The sequence below is a fragment of the Propioniciclava sp. genome (assembly GCF_047602245.1).
Taxonomy (GTDB): Bacteria; Actinomycetota; Actinomycetes; order Propionibacteriales; family Propionibacteriaceae; genus Propioniciclava.
Genome location: NZ_JASGHT010000001.1, coordinates 2931879 through 2950705 on the forward strand (window position 1 = coordinate 2931879; position 18827 = coordinate 2950705).

Below are 18827 nucleotides of genomic sequence, written 5' to 3' on the forward strand. Positions count from 1 at the left end.
GCACTGACGCTGAGCTCGGACGATCGTCCCCCCTCGACCCCGGTCAGCGGAGCGTAGGTTCCGTGGCTCGCGGAGCGTACGCTCCGTCACGTCGGAGGGGGCTCGGCGCTCTAGCATCGGGTGCATGTTTGAGGAGCCTGGTCCTGCCCATCTGGTGTTTTCGTTCGGGACGCTGCTTGATCCGCAGGTGCAGCAGGAGCTGTTCTCGCGCCAGGTGCCGGTGATCCCGGACTCGCTGGTGGGGCATGGCATCACGGACGTGCCGATCGACGATCCTGACGTGGTGCGCCTGAGTGGTCTGGCCGTTCATCGCGGGTTGGTGCGCGACGAGGAGCAGGAAGTGGCCGGCGGAATCCTCGCGTTGACCGATGAGGAACTCGGGGCGGCCGACGAGTACGAGGTTTCCGCCTACGCGCGACGCCGCGTGATGACCGCCGGGCGCGGGATGGTGTGGGCGTACGTCGATGCGCGGCCGCTTGCGGTCGCTCAGCGCATCGGGCTCGTCGGCGACTCGATCGCCTATGGACGCACCGATGAGCGGGGCGGCTGGGCGCATGAGGTCGCGACCGTCCATATCGGTGCGAACGAGCGACAGCATCGGTTCTTCAATCTGGCCATTCCTGGGATCACCGCGCGAGAGCTGAGCGTCTTCGCCGCTGACGAGGTGCGACGCCGGCGCTGCGACACGGTGCTCGTCGCGTGCGGTGTGAATGACCTCATCCATGACCAGGCCGGCCCGGACGATGTGGTTGCACGCCTTGAGTCGCTCGTGCGGCAACTGGAGTCCTCGGGAGTCCGTCCGGTCGTGATGGGGCCATTGTGGAACGACGAGAAGAGGATTGCGGGCGAGTTCGGGGCTGAACTCGCCACGTCGGCGCTTGAGGAGACAAACGCGCGGCTGTCCAGCTGGGCCGGCGAAACGCACCGGGATTTCATCGACGTCTACGGGATTCTGCGCGATCGCACCGAGGTGTTGTCGGACGGACTGCATCCCGATGCGGACGGCCATCGTGACATCGCGGCGTTCGTGATCGCGACGCAGTGGGGTCCCCGGTCCGCGGTCCACGACGGTTGACGGAGCGTACGCTCCGTCGCTTGGCGCATCTACGTGTCGTCGCGCGCATGTTGCAGCCTGCGCGCGACGACAACTTCTCACGCGTGAGCACGGAGCCTACGCTCGGTCACACACTGGCGGACCGGACGGGGACGCGGTGATGGCCGGCAGCGTGTTGAGAGCAGGGAATTAGGGGCGGACGAAAGGGGTGGTGCCGCCCGGGAATCGGGACGGCACCACCCCTGGGTCCGCAGATCAGGCCCTCACTGCCTGCTGCGGCTCCTTGGCGGCCGGTGCTTGCGTCTTCACGCCCACCAGGGTCAGCACGGCGCCGAGCACAAGGACGCCTGCCAACGACAGGTAGCCGACCAAGTCGCTCCCGGTGGCATCGTGCAACCAGCCGACCGCGTACGGGCCGAGGAATCCGCCCAGGTTGCCGAGCGCGTTGATCAGCCCCATCGAGAAGGCCAGCACCTCGATCCGCAGGAACCCAGCCGGGATCGCCCAGAAGGGACCGTACGGCGAGTAGATGCCGACCGCGGCGACGCACAGCAGCACGATGTTGATCCACGGCACCGAGATCATCTGTCCCAGGACGAGGGCGGTGGCGCCCACCAGCAGCGGCACCGCGACCGCCAGCCGGCGGTTCTGGGTCCGGTCGCTCCAGCGCGATACCAGCACCATCGCGACCAGGGCGATCAGGTACGGGATCGCGGTGAGCCAGCCGACCACGGTGGAGGAGCCGCCGGTGAGCTGCTTCAGCACGGTCGGCAGCCACAGGCTGAAGCCGTAGAAGCCGGTCATCCAGCAGAAGTAGATGACGATCATCAGCAGGACGCGGCGGTCCTTGAGCGCTCGGCGGTAGCCGCCCTTGGGATCGACGGCGGGCTTGGCGGCCTCTTCGGCGGCCAGCGTGCTCTGGATGTAGTCGCGCTCCCGCGCATCCACCCACGTGGCCTTGCTGGGGCCGTCCGCGACGGCGAACCACCAGACGATGGCCCACAGCAGCGGCGGGACGCCTTCGATGATCAGCACGGTGCGCCAGCTGAAGTACTCCAGCAGGATGCCGGACAGGGGCGCCATCAGGATCGACGACAGCGGCAGGCACAGCATCCACAGCGCGTTGGCGCGGGCGCGTTCAGCGAGCGGGAACCAGCTGGCGAGCAGCACCAGGACGGCCGGCCAGACGCCGCCTTCGAAGACGCCGAGGAAGAAGCGCGCGACGAGGAACTGGTCACGGTTGGCGACGAAGCCACACGCCATCGCCGCCAGGCCCCAGGTGATCATCAGGATCAGGACGGTCTTCTTCGCGCTCCATTTCTGGGCGGCGACGGCACCGGGAATCTGCAGGAACATGTAACCGATGAAGAAGATGCCGCTGACCAGGCCCTTGTCGGCGACGGACAGATGCATGGTCGGGTCCTGCTCGAGGAACGGCAGGATCACCGCGACGTTGTTCCGGTCGAGGTAGGCGAGCATGTACATGATCGCCGCGACCGGGATCACATACAGCCACCTCTTCTGAGGTACGGCTGGTGCGGGTGCGGTAGTGGACACGGGACTAGTTCCTCTCTGGCGGTGTGGAGACGAGTTGTTTGCTGGGGTAGGCCTCAGCGATGGCTTGGTTGCGGGCGGAGAACCGGATGCCTGCTTCGAAGGCGGAGATCATCGTCTGCGGCGCGGCCCTGCCGGTGCCGGCGATGTCGAAGGCGGTGCCGTGATCGACCGACGTGCGCAGGATCGGCAGTCCGACGGTGACCGAGACGGTCCGGTCGAAGTCGTAGGTCTTCGTCGCGATGTGCCCCTGGTCGTGATACAGCGAGAGGATGCCGTCGAAGGCGCCCTTGAGGCCCAGATGCCAGACGGAGTCGGCCGGGATCGGGCCGATCACGCCGGCGTCCGACTCTGCGTTGATCTGCTGGATGGCGGGGATGATCTCGTCGAGTTCCTCGCGGCCGAAGTGGCCGTTCTCACCACCGTGCGGGTTGAGGGCGGCGACGGCCAGGCGGGGGCGCTGGTAGCCGAACACGCGCAGGGCGCGCAGTGCGCGGCTGATCGAACCGACCAGCAGATCCTGCTTGATCGATTGCACCGCCTGCAGCAACGACATGTGCCGGGTGGCGAAGAAGGTGCACAGCTCGCCCAGGACGAACATGGTGTCGGTCTTCTCCGCGCCGGTCAGTTCCTGCAGCATCTCGGTGTGGCCGAGGAACTGTGAGCCGGTCGCCCAGATCGCCTCCTTGTTGAGTGGGGCGGTGACGATGCCCGCGGTCCGGCCGGCGAGGGCGTCGGTCACGGCGGTTTCGATCGAACCGACGGCCGCGCGCCCGGCCAGTTCCTGCACCTTTCCGAACTCGACCTGTGCGGCGTCCGCCACGACGCCGATGTCGATCACGTCGACCACGGACGCCTCGGTGCTTGCCTCGGCGGGATCATCGATGATGCGCACTCGCGCCGGTGCGCCGATGATCGCGATGGCCCGCTGGATGATGCTCGGGTCGGCGTAGAGGACGGCGCGTGCCTGCGACCGGAGGTCGGGGCGAATCACCGTCGCCACGCTGATCTCGGGGCCGATGCCGGCAGGATCGCCTACCGTCACGCCCAGGACGGGTGTCTGAATCTCGCCCATCGTCTTACTTCCCTTCTTGAGTGGCTGGATCCACCAACGTCACGTCGGCGGAGTGTCGTGAGGCCTGTTGCAGCGCGGCCACGCAGAGGACGGCGGCGTCGGCGTCGCCGATCAGGCCGCCCTTGGTCGCCAGGCCGGTGCCGTCGTAGGGGCCGCCGCTGACCTCGCCGATGACGGCCAGGGGCAGCACCTCGCTGAGAATCCGGAACCCGTCGCCGCCCAGGGCGTCGAGCACGGTCATCGCGACGTCGCCGCCGGTGGCGTAGATGCCGGCCGGTTCGAGCCTGGTCATCGCCGCCCGTGCCGTCTCGGCGAGGAACTGCAAGGTGAGTTCGGCATCCACTGCGTTGGGGTGTCCGGTGACGGGGGCGGTGCGCACGCCCACCACCGAACGGCCGGCGGCGACCGCTTCGGCCAGCGCATCGACCACCTTGTCGGGCGTGTCGAGGTGCGCGTCGACGGTGACCAGTGCTGTGTCGGTCGCCGATATTAGGCGGTCGAGCTGTTCGCGGGTCTGATCGGTCAGGCTGCCCGCGACCACCAGGACGAGCGGGTTCTGTTCGGTGCGCACCCCGCCGAGTCCTCGGTTGGCGCACAGGGCGACGCCGAACGGTCCGGTGTCCACCACGAGCCATTCCAGGTCGCTGTCGAGGCCGACCCGGTGGGCTGCTTGCGCGACGGTGAGGATGTCCTCGTCGGAGTAGGCGTCGACCACGACGACATCCGCATCGTGGGCCGCGACCGCCAGCCGCTCGGCCAGCCGGTCGTCGAGTTCCTCCAACCCGATTTCGGCGGTCCGCACCGGTTGGTCGGCGAACAGGCCCGCCACGCGCGAGGTCCGCACCGGGGTGAAGGGGTCGGTGGCCGCCCACGAACGCGCAACCGGGACGCCTTGCACCAGCTGCCGCCCGCCCACCGTCACGCGGCCGGAGGCGGGGAAGGCCGGCACCATGAGCGCCACTTGACGACCGCTCTGCCGCTTGGCCCGCAGCGTGGCGAGGCCGGCGGTCACCTCGGTCGCGATGTTGCCGCGCAGTGTCGTGTCCACGCGCTTCACGATCTGGGCGCCGGTCTGGGCCGCGAAGTCCATCACCGACTCGACTTGGGCGGTGGCGTCCCGCGCCGAGAGGTGCCGGGATTCGGTGTTGAAGACCAACACGTCCACGTCGGCGGTTCGGTGTGCCGTCGCCACGTCGGCGACCGTGACGACCTGCAGCCCGCTCATGGCATAGAGGGCTCCGGTCGCGTTCGAGCCAGTGAGGTCATCCCCGATGATGACGACTGCCGTCATTGCTGTCTCCTTCGACTGTGATCGGCGTACGCAGCAACCATGCGCCTAGTTGCGCATTGATGTCAACTACTCGCCGTAGTTTTGCGTAAAGGTTTCATCTGCTACCTTGGCGGCAGTCGCTCCCGACTGTCAGGAGGAGAGGTGCCCAGCCGCGATCGAGCCGTGAGGTCGGCCACGAGCGAGCGTCGTCAGCGCCTTCTCGAGCTGGTATCCGGAGACGAGCCGAACGAGATCCCCGAACTGGCGATGGCGCTCAAGGTCAGCGAGTCCACCGTGCGGCGCGATCTGGCCGATCTCGAGGCCGAAGGGCTGATCCTCAGGGTGATCGGTGGCGCCGTCGCGCGTCCGGCTGATCCCTCGTGGCGCCAGAAAGACCGGGTCAATGCCGCGGCCAAGCGCCGGATCGGGCAGGCGGCGGCGGCGCAGGTCGAGCCGGGGATGCTGGTGTTCCTGGACGCCGGGACCACGGTGGCGAAGGCTGCCGAGGTGCTGGCCGGGTGTGCGGACATCACGCTGGCCACCACCAGCCTGCCGAGCTTGATGGTGCTCGCCGAAGGGGCTGCGGAGGTGGTCGTACTCGGCGGTGTGCTGCACCCGCGAGGCGGGCGGCTGCTGGGCTCGATGGCATCTCAGCAGCTCGCCCGGATGACGCCGGACGTCGCGTTCCTGGGGGCGGACTCGATCGATCTGGTGCGGGGGCTGAGCTGTCCGGACATGGAGCTCCAGGCGATGAAGTCACTGACGCTGGAGAACGCGCGCACCACCTGGGTGCTGCTCGACAACACCAAGCTGACGGCGCGGCACCGGCACCCTTACTTCGTGCCGTTGCCGACGTCGGTGGGCCTGATTACGGAGGCGCCGGTCACGGCGTCCGCGCGTGAGGCGATCGAGGCCTGGCGTGCCGCGGGGCACCGGGTGATCGAGGCGGACTAGCGTTCCTGGCCTCCCGGGCGCGGCGCTCGACACGGGCTCCTAGGGTCGTGGCAGCCACCACCAGCACGGCGCCGAGGATCTGGACGAGACCCAGCCGGTCGCCGCCCAGCGTGACGCCGGCGGCGATCGCCCACACGGGTTCGGTGCCCATCAGCAGACTCGCCCGAGCGGCCGAGGTGCGGCCGACGGCCCACGCCTGGACGAGGAACGCGAAGACGCTGCAGGCGAGGCCGAGGTAGATCGCGTCGCCCCAGGCCGCAGGCCCCATGGTTCCCCACGCGAGGGGCAGTCGCGGCCCGGCGAGGATCGCCGCGATCGCGGCGCCGGTGACCATCTGCAGGGTGACGATCAGCGCGACGTCGTCGGTGGGGCGCAAGAGCCGCGCGGTCGCGGTGACGTGTCCGGCACGGACGACGGCGGCGGTCAGGACGAGCGCGTCGCCCGGACCGGGGGTGCGCAGGCCGCCCGGCGAGGCGAGCGGCAGTGCCCCCGTGATCGCGACGAGTGCTAGCAGATAGAACGCCGGCGGTAGGCGGCGGCGCAGGACGAGCATCTCCAGCAGTGGAGTGAAGATCAGGCTGAGGCTGATCAGCAGCCCCGCGTTCGTGGAGCTGGTCAGCCCCACGCCGGTCGTCTCCAGCCAGAGCACGCAAGCCTGGCTCACGCCGAGGCTGGCTCCCACGAACAGTATGCGGCGTTCCGGGTCTGGGGCGGCGAGCGCGGCGCGCCTGCCGGCGGGTCCGCTCCGCCGGATCGCCACGAATGCGACCATCCCGATCGCGGCGATCGCGTAGCGCAACGCCAGCGCGACCTCGGCGTCCACCGCTGCGACCAGGTTCTTGGCCGACAGATAGCTGCCGCCCCACACCATCGCGACCGCCAGCAAGAGCGCGTCGGATGCGGGCGTGCGGCGTCCGTTTCGGTCGGTCATGCTCCCATGCTGGGCTCGCCCACCGTAAAGAACAATCTTCACTTACTGAAGTAACCATTTAGGATTGGCTTATGCAATTGCATGAGCTGCGCGTGCTCCGCGAGCTCGGCGAACGGGGGAGTGTCTCCGCGGTCGCCGATGCGCTCTATGTCACCCCGTCCGCGGTGTCGCAGCACCTCGCCGCGCTGCAGCGCCGGTTCCGGACGCCGCTGACGGTCAAGCGCGGACGCCGCCTCGAACTGACCGACGCCGGGCGCGCGCTGGCAGCCGCGGGCACACGCGTCGCGGTCGCGATGGCCGACGCGGCGTCGGCGGTGGATGACTTCCTCGACGACCCGGACGCCGAGGTGAGCGTCACCGCGTTCCACAGTGCGGGCCTCAGCTGGTTCGCTCCACTGCTCATGGCGCTGGCGGACGGCCCGCGCCTGAGGTTGTCGGACGAGGATGTCTCGTTCGCCGAGTTCCCGGCCCTCGCTCTCAGTCACGACCTCGTGATCGCGCACCGGCTGCCGCACGGCGACCCGTGGCCGAATGACCGGCTCGTCGTCACCCCGCTGCTCACCGAACCTCTCGATGTCGCGGTCGCCCGCACGCATCCGCTCGCCGGCCGCGACAGCGTGCGCATCGCGGACCTGGCCGGTGAACGCTGGATCGCGGTGCACGACGGCTTTCCCCTGGCCGACTTGCTCGCGCCGATCGCCGTCAGGCACGGGCGTCCGCTCGACATCGCGCACCGGGTCAACGAGTTCTTCGTGGCGGCGACCATCGTCCGCACCGGCCAGGCGATCGGACTGATGCCCCGGTACACCAGGGGTCACGCCGGCCTTGATGGCGTCGTGCTGCTGCCGGTTGCCGACCTTCCGCTGGCCCGGCAGATCGACGCCCTCGCCCGCCCCGAGGCGCTGCATCGCCGCGCCGTCCGGGGTGTGCTCGATTCACTGGTCGCCCTCGCTGCCCGGCCTTGAGCCGCCCCGGTCCGCCCATCGGCGATCGTGGCGAGAGCCACGCTGCGTGGCGGCAGGTGGGGCCGCCGCTTTGACACGCTTTCGGGGTGCTGCTAACTTGGCGAAGACAAATAAATAAATCTTCGGGGCAGGGTGTAATTCCCGATCGGTGGTAGAGCCCACGAACCGCAAGGTGATGATCCGGTTAGATTCCGGAGCCGACAGTGAGAGTCTGATAGTAGAAGATGAGTGAGTTCGCGCTCGTGCGCGGACGCCGACGTGACGCCCTGAAATGCTGATGCATTTCGGGGTTTTTTGTCGGGGTCCGTGTCGTGTAGTCGCGGGCTTGATGAGTTGTATGCCTTGAACACATATTGTTCAAGGCATTTTCTGTGACGCGAGGTTTCGCGGTCGCCGCTCATCGTTCCCTCTTCGGCCCCGACGTTTCTGGGCGACTTTCTTGGAGGTGATGATGGGCGACGAGCAGTACATGCGCCGGGCGATCGAACTCGCGAAGCGAGGTTGCGGGTGGGTCAACCCCAATCCCCTGGTGGGTGCGGTGGTCGTCAAGGGCGGCCGCATCATCGGTGAGGGCTACCACGCACGGTGCGGGCAGGCCCATGCCGAACGCCGCGCGCTGACGGACTGTGCGGCCTCACCGGTCGGCGCCACCTTGTACGTGACACTCGAGCCCTGCTGCCATGAGGGCAGGACGCCGCCGTGTACGGAGGCCATGCTGGCCAGCGGCATCGCCCGGGTGGTGATCGGCTCACGCGATCCCAATCCGCTCGTCGCGGGCAAGGGCGTGGAAGCGTTGCGTGCGCAGGGCGTCGAGGTCGTCCAGGATGTCGAACGCGGCGCCTGCGACGAGGTGAACCGGAGCTTCTTCCACTTCATCCAGCACCGCACGCCCTATGTGGTGATGAAGTACGCCATGACGATGGACGGCAAGATCGCCACAGCGTCCGGATTGTCGCGGTGGATCACCGGCGAGGCCGCCCGGCTTCAGGTACACCAGGACCGGCTTCGTCACTCCGCCATCATGGTGGGCGTCGGCACGGTGCTCGCCGACGATCCGTTGCTGACCTGCCGCATCGAGGGCGGACGTAACCCGCTGCGCGTTGTCTGCGACACCCATCTCAGAACCCCGGAAACGGCTGCCGTGGTCGCCACCAGCGGGGATGTCCCCACCGTCATCGCGACCGCTGTCGCCGACGCCGACCGTCATCGTCCCTATCGGGCGGCCGGCTGCGGCGTGATGGTGGTTCCCCGCGACGGCGACCACATCGATCTGGCTGCGCTGATGCGTGCGTTGGGCGAGCGTGAGGTGGACAGTCTGCTCCTCGAAGGAGGCGGCACGCTGAATTGGTCGGCGCTGCGCAGCGGCGTCGTCCATCGCGTCCAGGCATACGTCGCGCCCAAGATCTTCGGCGGGCGCGCGATGACGCCGGTCGGCGGTGCCGGGGTGGCGGAGCCGGGGGCTGCCGTCCGGCTGGGCCCGCCCGCGATCAGCAGGCTGGGCGACGACCTTCTTCTCGACAGTGAGGTGCTGGCGTGTTCACCGGAATCGTAGAAGAGGTCGGAGTGGTCGAGCGCGTGACGAAGGGCGCGAGGTCGGCCGTCCTCTCGATTCGTGCTCCGCGGATCGGCGAGGACATCTACCTGGGCGACAGCGTTGCCGTGAACGGCGTCTGCCTCACCGTGGCGCACATCACGGCCGGCGGTTTCGCCGCCGACGTGATGCACGAGACGCTGGACCGGTCCACTCTAGCCGGCTCCGGCCAGGAAGTCCGGTGAATCTCGAACGCGCACTGCGCGCCGACGGACGGTTCGGCGGGCATATCGTCTCGGGTCATATCGACGGCACCGGAAAGCTGATCAGGCGCCGGCGCGACGACAACGCGATCTGGTTCACGATCGCCGCGGACCCGCACATTCTCCGGCTCGTCCTGGAAAAGGGATCGATCGCCGTCGACGGAATCAGTCTCACGGTCGCCGCCGTGACGGCGAACGACTTCAGCGTTTCCGTGATACCGCATACCGCGGCGTCCACCATCCTGCCGGGCCTGCGTATCTCGGACGCGGTGAATCTGGAGAACGACTGCATCGGGAAATACGTCGCGCGCCTGCTGGGTGAGGTGCCACGGGGGAGCGGTATCACCGCCGGATTCCTGGCGGAACACGGATTCTAGAGAAGGGAAGGTTCGGATGGACTCGATCGAGCGCGCGCTGGACGACCTGCGTGAGGGAAAGATCGTCCTGGTCATCGATGACGAGGACAGGGAAAACGAAGGTGACTTCGTCTGTGCTGCCGAGTTCGCCACCGCAGACGTGGTGAACTTCATGGCCACCCACGGGAGAGGGCTGATCTGTATGCCCATGAGCGCCGAACGGTGCTGCGCGCTGCAGCTCACACCGATGGTGCTCGACAACCAGGACAATCACGAGACGGCCTTCACGGTTTCGGTGGACCACGTCGACACGACGACCGGTATCTCCGCCGCCGAACGCAGCCACACCGCGATGATGTGCGCTCAAGACGATTCCCGCGCGTCCGATTTCCGTCGCCCCGGTCACATGTTCCCACTGAGTGCACGGAGGAACGGCGTTCTGGAGCGTAGTGGTCACACCGAAGCGACGGTCGATCTGCTGCGATTGGCTGGACTGAAAGAGTGCGGGCTCTGCTGCGAGATCATGCGCGAGGACGGCACCATGATGCGTGGTCCCGAACTGGCCGCGCTGGCTGCGACCTGGCAGATGACCATGGTGAGTATCCGGGATCTTCAGGAGTACCGCCAACGGCACGACCGGCTCGTGAAGCGGGTGGCGTCCACCGTGATGCCCACCGAGTACGGCGACTTCGTGGCCCATGGCTACGTCGACCAACTCACTGACGAGCATCATGTCGCGCTCGTCGCCGGCCACCTCGGTGATGGGCGTGACGTGCTGTGCCGCGTGCACTCCGAGTGCTTGACCGGGGACGCCTTCGGTTCGGCGCGTTGTGACTGCGGAGACCAGTTGGCGACGGCCATGCGCCGGATCCAGGACGAGGGACGAGGCGTCCTGCTCTATCTGCGCCAAGAGGGGCGTGGCATCGGACTGATCAACAAACTGCACGCCTACGCCCTGCAGGATCGAGGCATGGACACGCTGGAGGCGAACCTCGCCCTCGGATTCCCCGGCGACTCTCGCGAGTATTTCATCGGAGCCCAGATTCTGCGCGATCTCGGCGTCGAGACGCTGAGGTTGCTGACCAACAATCCCGACAAGGTCGATCAGCTCTCCAGGGCAGGGATGAGCGTGTCGGCGCGTCTCCCGATCCAGGTCGAGGCAACCGAAAGTGACTTGTTCTACCTCAAGACCAAGCAAGAAAAAATGGGCCACCTTCTACAGTACTGATCAAAGGAGAAAACGAATGACAAAGAGCTTCGAGGGCGGCCTCGTCGCCCACGGCATCCGTGTCGGCATCGTCGCGGCGCGGTTCAACGAGTTCATCACCAGCAAACTACTGTCCGGAGCACTCGACGCCCTCACGCGTCACGGCGTCGATGAGTCCAGCATCGAGACGGCCTGGGTGCCCGGAGCCTTCGAGATTCCGCTGATCGCCTCGGCCATGGCGAAGAGCGGCCGGTATGACGCGGTGATTTGTTTGGGTGCCGTGATCCGGGGCAGCACCACCCACTACGACTACGTCTGCAATGAGGTGGCCAAGGGCATCGCGACCGTGTCGCTCGCCAACGACATTCCGGTGATGTTCGGCGTGCTGACCATCGAGAGCATCGAGCAGGCGATCGAGCGCGCCGGCACCAAGGCGGGCAACAAGGGCTTCGACTGCGCGGTGGGTGCCATCGAGATGGTGAACCTGCTGCGCAGCGTCCGCAGCGCATGAACCCGGGCGCGAGCGCGGCCGCACGACCGTGGCCGATGCCGCTCAGCGACGGGCTGGGGGATCCTCCCAGGCGATGACCTTCTGGTCCGACCCGGTCCCCACCAGGCGCCGGTACCGGTCGAGCGATTCAGGAGCGACGACGAGCACGGCGGTGCCGCCGTCCAGCCACGGCCGGGCCGCACGGACCAGTTCGTGGCCGGTCAGCTTCTTCGTCACCTCGTTGATGTCCCAGGTTTCCCACGACTGGGTGCCGCGGCCGTCCGCGCAGATCAGGGTGTCCGTTTCGCGTCCGCTGGCGATGATGGCCGCCTGATGAACGGGCACCTTCAGCGCGGCGTGGCACGCGGCAACGAGGTCAGGACGTGCGGGGAGGCCCCCGAAGACCCGGGCGGAGGTGTCGCCCAGGCCGTTGCGGGAGAAGATCGTCGTGTGCGACAGCGCCAGCGGAAGGATGCCGATCGTGCACATCAGCGCCGCGATCGCCCGCCGCGAGGAGGGCCGAGTTCCGGGCAGCGGCACCCGGTCGGAGGCGACGATCGCCATCATCACACCGGCGATCACCATGGCCACCGTGGTGATGCCGTTGAGCGCTTTCTGCGGGTAGTAGCTGGGCCGCGCTTGGCCGGCATAGGTGACGATGATCGCCTCGACCACGGAGTAGACGACGATCAGCCCCATCAGCAGCAGGCTGATCCAGGCCGCCCGGCGGACGCTCGGCCGCTGGGCGATACGGCTGTCCGGCGTCCGGATCGCCAGGCTGAGCAGGCCCAGCAGCGCCGCGGTGGTGGGCGGCAGCACGGCGCTGGCGGCGACCAGCCCGCCCCCGGCCGTGGCCAGGTGGCCCACCGTCGTCCCGAGCATGTACTGCGAAGCGATCGTCACCACCGTCGCCGCCAGCACGACTAAGGCCACCAAGCCGACCCAGGCCCGCTCCGCGGTCGTCCCCACCAGCCGGTTGCGCTGCCAGGGCACCAGCGCGATCAGCGACAGCCCGGCGGCGAGCATGCCCATCGGCAGCCAGGCGCCGCCCGCGCACAGAGCGGCGGCCAGCACGGTGCTGGCCTGAAGCGGATTGAACAACCGGCGCATCCTGATCGCGGCCAGGGAGGCTGCGATCACCATGATGATGGCGAAGCTGAAGTTGTAGTGCCCGTCACTGGGGGCGATCATGCCGGGGCCGAAGCCGAGGACGCCGACGCCGACGCTGATCGCGAAGTACCCCCACACTCCCGCGCGGCGGATGACGGGCAGGTTGGCGATCCCCGCCGCCACGATGAAGTACCCGCCCGCCAGCACGATCGCGGCGGTCATCACGAAGGCGACCGGATGCGGGCCCGGTGTGCCGGCGAGGAGATCCATCACCGACGCCGCCACGGCGTGGTAGCCGGCCGGATAGGTATAGAAGGAGTACGGCGTCCCGTCGGCGGACGGCCCCAGGTTGAACAGGATGTTCTGGTACCGGTGCATGACCATGACCATGGAGTAGTGCGAGGAGTTGTCCCAGGGGCCGGTGAGCAGCCCGTAGGCGAGTTCCGGCGTCCAGGCCCTGAGCCAATAGGTCAGCGAGGCCAATGAGGTGATCGTCGCCAGCACCGCCATCACGGCGTCCACATCGGCGACGGCCGGAAGGACGCGCACCCGGGTCAGCCCGCGGCGCCGGGCCGCGATCGCTCCGCAGACCAGCCCGGCCATCACGCTGAGCAGCAGCCCTCCCCGGGTGATCCCGATCGGCGGCAGCGGGATCATCCAGGTCAGATAGGCGATCGCGCACAGCAGGACGCCATTGACGAACACTCGCCCGGACAGATGCCGGACGCTGGGGATCAGCACGAGCGCAACCGCGCCGATCAGGAGGGCAGGAATCCCGGTGATGATCCCGTTCGCGGCCAGGGCTGCGACCGCCGCCGTCCCCAGGAGCCCCGCCCCACCGGTGACCATCCAGTCCGCCGAGCGCCGTGAGTCGTGCGAGCTGCTGAGGTCATGGGTGCGTAGGGCCACGCGTGAACCCTAGTGGTCTCGTCGTCGGTGGCGGCATCCGGCGCACGGGATGGTCACCGCCCGGCTACCCCTGCATCGCGACCGATCCTGATCGTCGTCGCCTCATCTCATAGCTGAGCCGTAGCACTCCCGCGCGCCAGAGCCGGAGGTCATGAACGGTGCGGAGGGCGCCGGAGGCGTCCACATACACGCGGAACTCCTCGTGCAGGGGGAGCCTGGCGGCGTGCCAGGTGTCGCGGCGCGGATTCCGGACGACGGCATAGGCGCCCGGCTCGCCGAAGCCACCGGCCGGCGAGGACAGACGCAGCGAACCGTCATCCTCGACGCTCGGGGTGAGGAGCACCTGGATGTTGCCGTCCTCGAGCGGGAAGGTGGTATGCACCAGTGGCGTCTGGTCGATGGGGCTTGGCTTCGTGGCGTAGCGCCCGCTGTAGACGCATTCGCCGGTGGCGACGAGGCGGCGCGTCCACGCGGACGCCTCGCGTCGTCCCTTGTCATCAAACACTGCGCTGACCGACGAGGACATGCTGCGCGAGGACCGCCCCGGCGTCACCGGGATGGCCAGCTGTTGCACCCGCCGGCCGAAGAAGCGCTCGATGAGCCAGCCACCGAAAGCGAACCATCGTGACCAGACGATGCGGACATCCATATCCCAGAGGCTGGTGTGTTCGTAGAAGTCCCGAACGAGTGGGTGCAGGTCCGCGGCGCGGAATCCGGCGCTGTCGAGGACGCCGAGATCAGGCAGGATCCCGTTGCCGGGAATGTCGTCCCGGACTCGTCCCGACCCTCGAAGCTCGTCCAGCCATCCCTCGCCGCCAAGGCCGCGGACGGCCACCGACCGGTCAAGCCATTCCACGTCATCGATCCTGCGGCCCCATGCCTGCCACCACAGGCGGGTGCCACGGTCGACGATCGCCCACGCGCGACCGGCTCGCTTCGTCACGGCACCACTGTACGGAGCGGGATAGGGCTCGCCCGGCGCTTGGCGGAATCGTCCTCGCGGCCGCTAAGCGGCCGCTCCGTGGGTGGGGAAAGCTCGGAGCCACTGGATGTTCCTGATCGTGGCGATGGCCGCAGGCGTGAGGATGGCCACGAGTGTCAGGGCGAGGGTCGACCAGGCGCCCTCGCCGAGGCCGTGGGCGAACCCATCCAGGGACATGGCCAACGCGTGGATCAAGCCGGTGGCCATCATGATGATCGCGCCGGCCTTCGTGGCGTACGCCAGCCCGATGGCAGGCGGAATCACCATCAGGGCGAGGAAGATGACCAGCTGCCAGGCCGAACCGGAGTTGTGATCGGTCAGGCTCGTGTAGAAGTCCAAGTGCCCGCCGCCTTCGCCGTGATCGTGCGCATGGTCGTGGCCGTGGCCGTCCGCGAGCGCCGCAACCTCGCCGACCGCGGCATACAGGTGCAGCAGATGGAAGGTGACCGTGCCGACGGCGGTCACCACCCACGCGATGATCGCTTGGGTCTGCAGCCGTCCGGCCAGATCCGGACTGCTCGGCGCTTGTGTGCTGGGCATGATGACACCACTCTCTAAGTTGAGAACCATTCTCAATAAAGATCAGCGTACCCCACAGGGTGCATGGTCAGACGGTGTTCGCGCCTACTCGTCAGCGTCTTCGTTGGATGCGGCGAGCCGTTTCCTGGTGATCCTCTCCTGTGCGGTCCGGTAAATCTCTCGGATTCGCGCCTGAAGTTCGGCCTTGGGGGGCGAGGTAGAAGTCGTCGTTGTCGATGGTCATCCGCTTCTGGCGCGCGACGAACGTCCATCCGTTGCCCCGAGGGCCTGGGCATCGGCGATCTCTTTTGCGCTCGAAGCCCTGGCGTCCGATGAGCTCACGTAGCGCACGGACGCTCAGACGTGCTCCGACAGCCTGGTCGATGTAGAAGGCCCGCGCTTCGGGGCTGCGCACGGGCAGGAGAGTCTTGAAGTGAGTCCAACTCAATTGTTGCCCCAGCGCGGCCACAATCTCCGGGTCTGGGAACAGCTGTGCGAACTTGATCATCCGATGCGGATTGGCCCTGTCGAACCCTCGGCCGAAGCGAAGCGTCAATTGTTGCGACAACGTCGCAACAATCTCCTGGTCGTATCCCGCACGGCCCATTCAGGGCCTCGGATGTCGAATGCCGGGTCGTCGAGCCAACTCTGGTCAGTCACCGGGGGCGGCGTAGGGTTGCAGGAGTGAGTAGGGCTCTTGGTGCGGCGGCGCGTGTGCTGGCAGGTGTGGGGATCGGGGTCGGCGCGGTGGCGGGCGCCACCGTGTTCAAGCTCAACGGCAGGTACCGGCCGGCGCTGCAGTACGGGTTCTCCCCGTTCGAGGTGGGGGCGCCGTCGGAGGACGTCACTTTCACCGCGGACGACGGCGTCCGGCTTGCCGGATGGTGGCTGGAGGCGTCCGATGCGGAGACGGTCGTGATCTGTTGCCACGGCCACCGCGGCACCAAGGCCGACATGCTCGGGATCGGCTCGGGGCTGTGGCGCGCCGGGCACAGCGTGCTGCTCTTCGACTTCCGCGGCAATGGTGATTCCGGGGACGGTCCGCAGTCGCTTTCGCATTTCGAGCAGCGCGACGTGCGCGCCGCCGTCGATCTGGTGCGCGGGCGTTGCCCGGAAGCCCGGATCGCCGTGGTCGGCTTCTCGATGGGTGCGGCCGCCACCATCCTCGCCGCCGCCGAGGATCACCGGATCGAGGCGGTGGTGGCGGACTCGGCGTTCGCGATGATGAGCGACGTGGTGGCCGCTGCCTACGCCAAATACCGACTGCCGGGCGCGGTCGTCCCCGCCGCGAACCTGCTCAACCGCGCGGTGCGCGGCTATTCGTTCGACGAGGTGCGGCCGGTCGACCGGATCGCCGCGATCGCGCCCCGGCCGATGTTGCTGCTGCACGGCACCGCCGATCAGGTCATTCCGTACGAGCATATGGTCCTGCTCGCCGAGGCGGCCGGGCCGGGAGCGACCGAGTCGGTGACCTTTGACGGCGCCGAGCATTGCGGTGGCTACTTCGCCGACCGTCCGGGCTACATCGCCCTGGTCAACGACTTTCTGGACCGCGCCTTCGCCTGACCGGCCAGCGGCGCTCCCGCGGCGGTCAGGGGGACTGCCCGGCGGGACGGGTAAGAAGGAGCCCACACTCTCGCGCACGAGTTGTACGGTTGCGCACGATATTTCGTGCGCGTGGGTGCAACTTGTGCGCGAGAGTGGGTCTCGTCCCGGATCGGGCCTCCGGGAGGTGAGCTGTTAGGCGCCCATGGTGTCGTCCATGCCGGCGAACGGCTGGGCGGCCTCGCGCAACTTGTCCAGCGCATCCTGGAGCGGATAGGACTGCCCCGGCTCGAGCCCCGCGGCGCCCAGCAACGGAACCAGCACCGACTCGTCCTCGCCCTGCACGACCCAGAACGCCTCGAAGTTGAGGGCGGGGACCTGCAGGATGCGGGTCTCGGTGCCCTCGCCGCCGCCGGTGACCTGGGGCGCCGCGACGCCGATCGCCGAGGCGAAGGCGTCCAAGCGCGTCTCTGACTGCGAGGCCGCGCGCACGGCGCCCTCGTCGGCGTCGTCCACGTCGTAGAACGCCACCGGCTTGCCGTCCAGGGTCTCGAAGACGCGCAGGCCCACCGGCTTCGGGTCGGTGTTCTCGCCGGACAGCAGCTGATCCAGTCCCAGCGCGAAGGTCGGCTGGGTGAGCCCGAACCGGGCCTGGTCAGGTTCGGACGGCCGTTCGCCGGCGGACTGCCGCACATGCGCGGGATCCGTGGCCGCGGCCAGGTGCAGATGCTCGCGTGCCTCCCAGAGCTTCGTGAAGACTCGGTCGTTCAGCGTCACGTTAGGCCACCACCAAAGACGGAAGCTCTTGGTGAGGTAGTAGTGCGTCCATGTGCCGCTCCCTTGGTAGTTGTTGGTGAAGTTGCTCAGGGTGAGTTGGCTCTTGCCGTAGATCGGGTCGTCGATGTACACCCATTCGGTGTTCAGCCACTTCGCGTAGCCATAGATCACCATGAAGTGGCCGCCGCCACCGCTCCACCCGATTCTGGCACCGACCGGACGGCCGGCGTCGATCTCGGCGCGGATCGTCGCGAACGACGCCGGCCCGGAGTGGATCGAGACGAAGTTGTTGGTGCGGGCCAGTGACCTGTCGAGATACCAGGGCACGTTGGCGCCGGACGGGATCGGCGAATTGCAGGCGTCGTTGCGCCCCAATTCGGCATTCGCGATCGTGCACTGTGCCCAAGTGCTCCAAGACCAGAAGAAGCGCGACACGCTGCTGGCCGTGGCTGCCCAGCACCAGTTCGAGGCGAGCTGGGCCTGCATGGTGAAGCTGAGCTGCTTGCTCTGGAAGGGGAACCCCCACCAGTCGAACTCCTTGAGCGCGGTCGTATAGGGGACCGTTGCAGACTCGGCGATGTCTTCGATGTTCATTGCACAAACCTCCAATAGCAGAGCCGAGGGGCTCTGTGGTGAAGGAGGGCGAGGGCCCGATGGTGATACATGGTCCGGCGTGGACCGCACTCTTCGCGCTTCACTGTCGGCTGCCCGAGGCAAAGTCCTGGCGGACTGGCTAGCGTTGGCCCGAGCGAACATGCGCGTCGAGCAGGGAGCAGGAACCGTCCGGTGGAGGTGTCGATGAGCCAGGAGATCTACTTCGCCGGCGGGTGCCTGTGGGGTGTGCAGGCGTTCATCAAGACCCTTCCCGGCGTGGTCTTCACCGAGGCCGGACGAGCCAACGGCACCAGCCCGATGCTGGACGGAGACTACGACGGCTACGCCGAATGCGTGCGTACCCGCTTCGATCCGGACGCCGTCACCGTGGGCGATCTGATGGCCTACTTCTTCGAGATCATCGACCCGTACAGCGTGAACAGACAGGGACCGGACGTGGGGGAGAAGTACCGGACCGGCGTCTACTCCGAGGATCCTCGTCATCTGGACCTGGCGCGGGCGTTCATCGAGGGCAGGCCCGATTCTGGGCAGATCGTCGTCGAAGTCCTGCCGCTGACGAACTACGTGAGAAGCGCCGACGAGCACCAGGACCGGCTGGCGCGATTCCCCGGCGACTCCTGCCACCTCCCGCGGGCGTTGCTGGGCAAATACACGACGAACACCGCCTGACATCGAGCACCGCTGTGGTCGCACCGGATGCAGTCAGGCCCAGGGATCCGG

The 18827-nt window shown here is 67.7% G+C and carries 17 protein-coding genes, 1 pseudogene and 1 riboswitch; of the genes and pseudogenes, 9 read left to right on the plus strand and 9 right to left on the minus strand.

The features are described from left to right. The first annotated feature begins 124 nt into the window (after positions 1-124). Entirely contained in the window at positions 125-1075 is a 951-nt protein-coding gene (locus QM708_RS13930) for a GDSL-type esterase/lipase family protein (RefSeq protein ID WP_415109734.1), read from the plus strand. Between the two features lie 234 nt (positions 1076-1309). On the opposite strand, the gene QM708_RS13935 is transcribed toward QM708_RS13930, so the two are convergent. The 3 genes from QM708_RS13935 to QM708_RS13945 are packed head-to-tail and all read right to left on the minus strand — an operon-like array spanning position 1310 to position 4974. After that, complete coding sequence (locus tag QM708_RS13935; protein ID WP_415109737.1) at positions 1310-2560, minus strand: MFS transporter; 1251 nt, start codon at positions 2558-2560, stop codon at positions 1310-1312. A gap of 55 nt (positions 2561-2615) precedes the next feature. Further along, the gene (pdxA, locus tag QM708_RS13940) at positions 2616-3683 is read right to left on the minus strand and encodes a 4-hydroxythreonine-4-phosphate dehydrogenase PdxA (RefSeq protein ID WP_415109740.1); all 1068 of its coding nucleotides are present in this window, start codon (positions 3681-3683) and stop codon (positions 2616-2618) included. A gap of 4 nt (positions 3684-3687) precedes the next feature. Next, entirely contained in the window at positions 3688-4974 is a 1287-nt protein-coding gene (locus tag QM708_RS13945; protein WP_415109743.1) for a four-carbon acid sugar kinase family protein, read from the minus strand. A gap of 162 nt (positions 4975-5136) precedes the next feature. On the opposite strand from QM708_RS13945, the gene QM708_RS13950 reads away from it, so the two are divergent. Next, complete coding sequence (locus QM708_RS13950; RefSeq protein ID WP_415109746.1) at positions 5137-5907, plus strand: DeoR/GlpR family DNA-binding transcription regulator; 771 nt, start codon at positions 5137-5139, stop codon at positions 5905-5907. Here QM708_RS13950 and QM708_RS13955 read toward each other — a convergent pair. Further along, positions 5837-6838 (minus strand): DMT family transporter, encoded by a 1002-nt coding sequence (locus QM708_RS13955; RefSeq protein ID WP_415109749.1) that lies wholly within the window; start codon positions 6836-6838, stop codon positions 5837-5839. The genes QM708_RS13950 and QM708_RS13955 overlap by 71 nt on opposite strands. Before the next feature lie 71 nt (positions 6839-6909). On the opposite strand from QM708_RS13955, the gene QM708_RS13960 reads away from it, so the two are divergent. The 5 genes and pseudogenes from QM708_RS13960 to ribE all read left to right on the plus strand — a co-directional run bounded on the left by QM708_RS13960 (position 6910) and on the right by ribE (position 11671). Further along, on the plus strand, positions 6910-7803 hold the full coding sequence (locus QM708_RS13960; protein ID WP_415109752.1) for a LysR family transcriptional regulator: 894 nt from the start codon (positions 6910-6912) through the stop codon (positions 7801-7803). 114 nt (positions 7804-7917) lie between these two features. After that, a riboswitch (FMN riboswitch) is annotated at positions 7918-8033 on the plus strand. Positions 8034-8254: 221 nt separating this feature from the next. Beyond that, the gene (gene ribD, locus QM708_RS13965; protein ID WP_415109755.1) at positions 8255-9355 is read left to right on the plus strand and encodes a bifunctional diaminohydroxyphosphoribosylaminopyrimidine deaminase/5-amino-6-(5-phosphoribosylamino)uracil reductase RibD; all 1101 of its coding nucleotides are present in this window, start codon (positions 8255-8257) and stop codon (positions 9353-9355) included. Beyond that, a pseudogene (locus QM708_RS13970) lies at positions 9337-9974 on the plus strand (riboflavin synthase). The gene ribD and the pseudogene QM708_RS13970 overlap by 19 nt, the downstream one beginning before the upstream one ends. 16 nt (positions 9975-9990) lie before the next feature. Continuing rightward, positions 9991-11181, plus strand: a complete 1191-nt coding sequence (locus tag QM708_RS13975; protein ID WP_415109757.1) for a bifunctional 3,4-dihydroxy-2-butanone-4-phosphate synthase/GTP cyclohydrolase II — start codon at positions 9991-9993, stop codon at positions 11179-11181. Between the two features lie 16 nt (positions 11182-11197). Then, the gene (gene ribE, locus QM708_RS13980) at positions 11198-11671 is read left to right on the plus strand and encodes a 6,7-dimethyl-8-ribityllumazine synthase (RefSeq protein ID WP_415109760.1); all 474 of its coding nucleotides are present in this window, start codon (positions 11198-11200) and stop codon (positions 11669-11671) included. 42 nt (positions 11672-11713) lie between these two features. Here ribE and QM708_RS13985 read toward each other — a convergent pair whose 3' ends face one another. The 4 genes from QM708_RS13985 to QM708_RS14000 form a co-directional block, all read right to left on the minus strand. Further along, complete coding sequence (locus QM708_RS13985; RefSeq protein WP_415109763.1) at positions 11714-13669, minus strand: hypothetical protein; 1956 nt, start codon at positions 13667-13669, stop codon at positions 11714-11716. Positions 13670-13733: 64 nt separating this feature from the next. Continuing rightward, entirely contained in the window at positions 13734-14612 is an 879-nt protein-coding gene (locus QM708_RS13990; RefSeq protein ID WP_415109766.1) for a hypothetical protein, read from the minus strand. A gap of 63 nt (positions 14613-14675) precedes the next feature. After that, on the minus strand, positions 14676-15191 hold the full coding sequence (locus QM708_RS13995; protein WP_415109769.1) for a hypothetical protein: 516 nt from the start codon (positions 15189-15191) through the stop codon (positions 14676-14678). 91 nt (positions 15192-15282) lie between these two features. Continuing rightward, on the minus strand, positions 15283-15777 hold the full coding sequence (locus tag QM708_RS14000) for a DUF1016 N-terminal domain-containing protein (RefSeq protein ID WP_415109772.1): 495 nt from the start codon (positions 15775-15777) through the stop codon (positions 15283-15285). A gap of 77 nt (positions 15778-15854) precedes the next feature. Here QM708_RS14000 and QM708_RS14005 point away from each other — a divergent pair, with 77 nt between their 5' ends. Next, a complete protein-coding gene (locus QM708_RS14005) occupies positions 15855-16736 on the plus strand; it encodes an alpha/beta hydrolase (RefSeq protein ID WP_415109774.1) in 882 nt (293 codons plus the stop codon). 174 nt (positions 16737-16910) lie between these two features. On the opposite strand, the gene QM708_RS14010 is transcribed toward QM708_RS14005, so the two are convergent. Then, positions 16911-18086 carry a papain-like cysteine protease family protein gene (locus QM708_RS14010; RefSeq protein WP_415109777.1) on the minus strand — a complete coding sequence of 392 codons (1176 nt, stop codon included), beginning with the start codon at positions 18084-18086 and terminating at the stop codon, positions 16911-16913. 204 nt (positions 18087-18290) lie between these two features. Here QM708_RS14010 and QM708_RS14015 point away from each other — a divergent pair, with 204 nt between their 5' ends. Continuing rightward, entirely contained in the window at positions 18291-18776 is a 486-nt protein-coding gene (locus QM708_RS14015; protein ID WP_415109779.1) for a peptide-methionine (S)-S-oxide reductase, read from the plus strand. Positions 18777-18827: the final 51 nt, after the last annotated feature.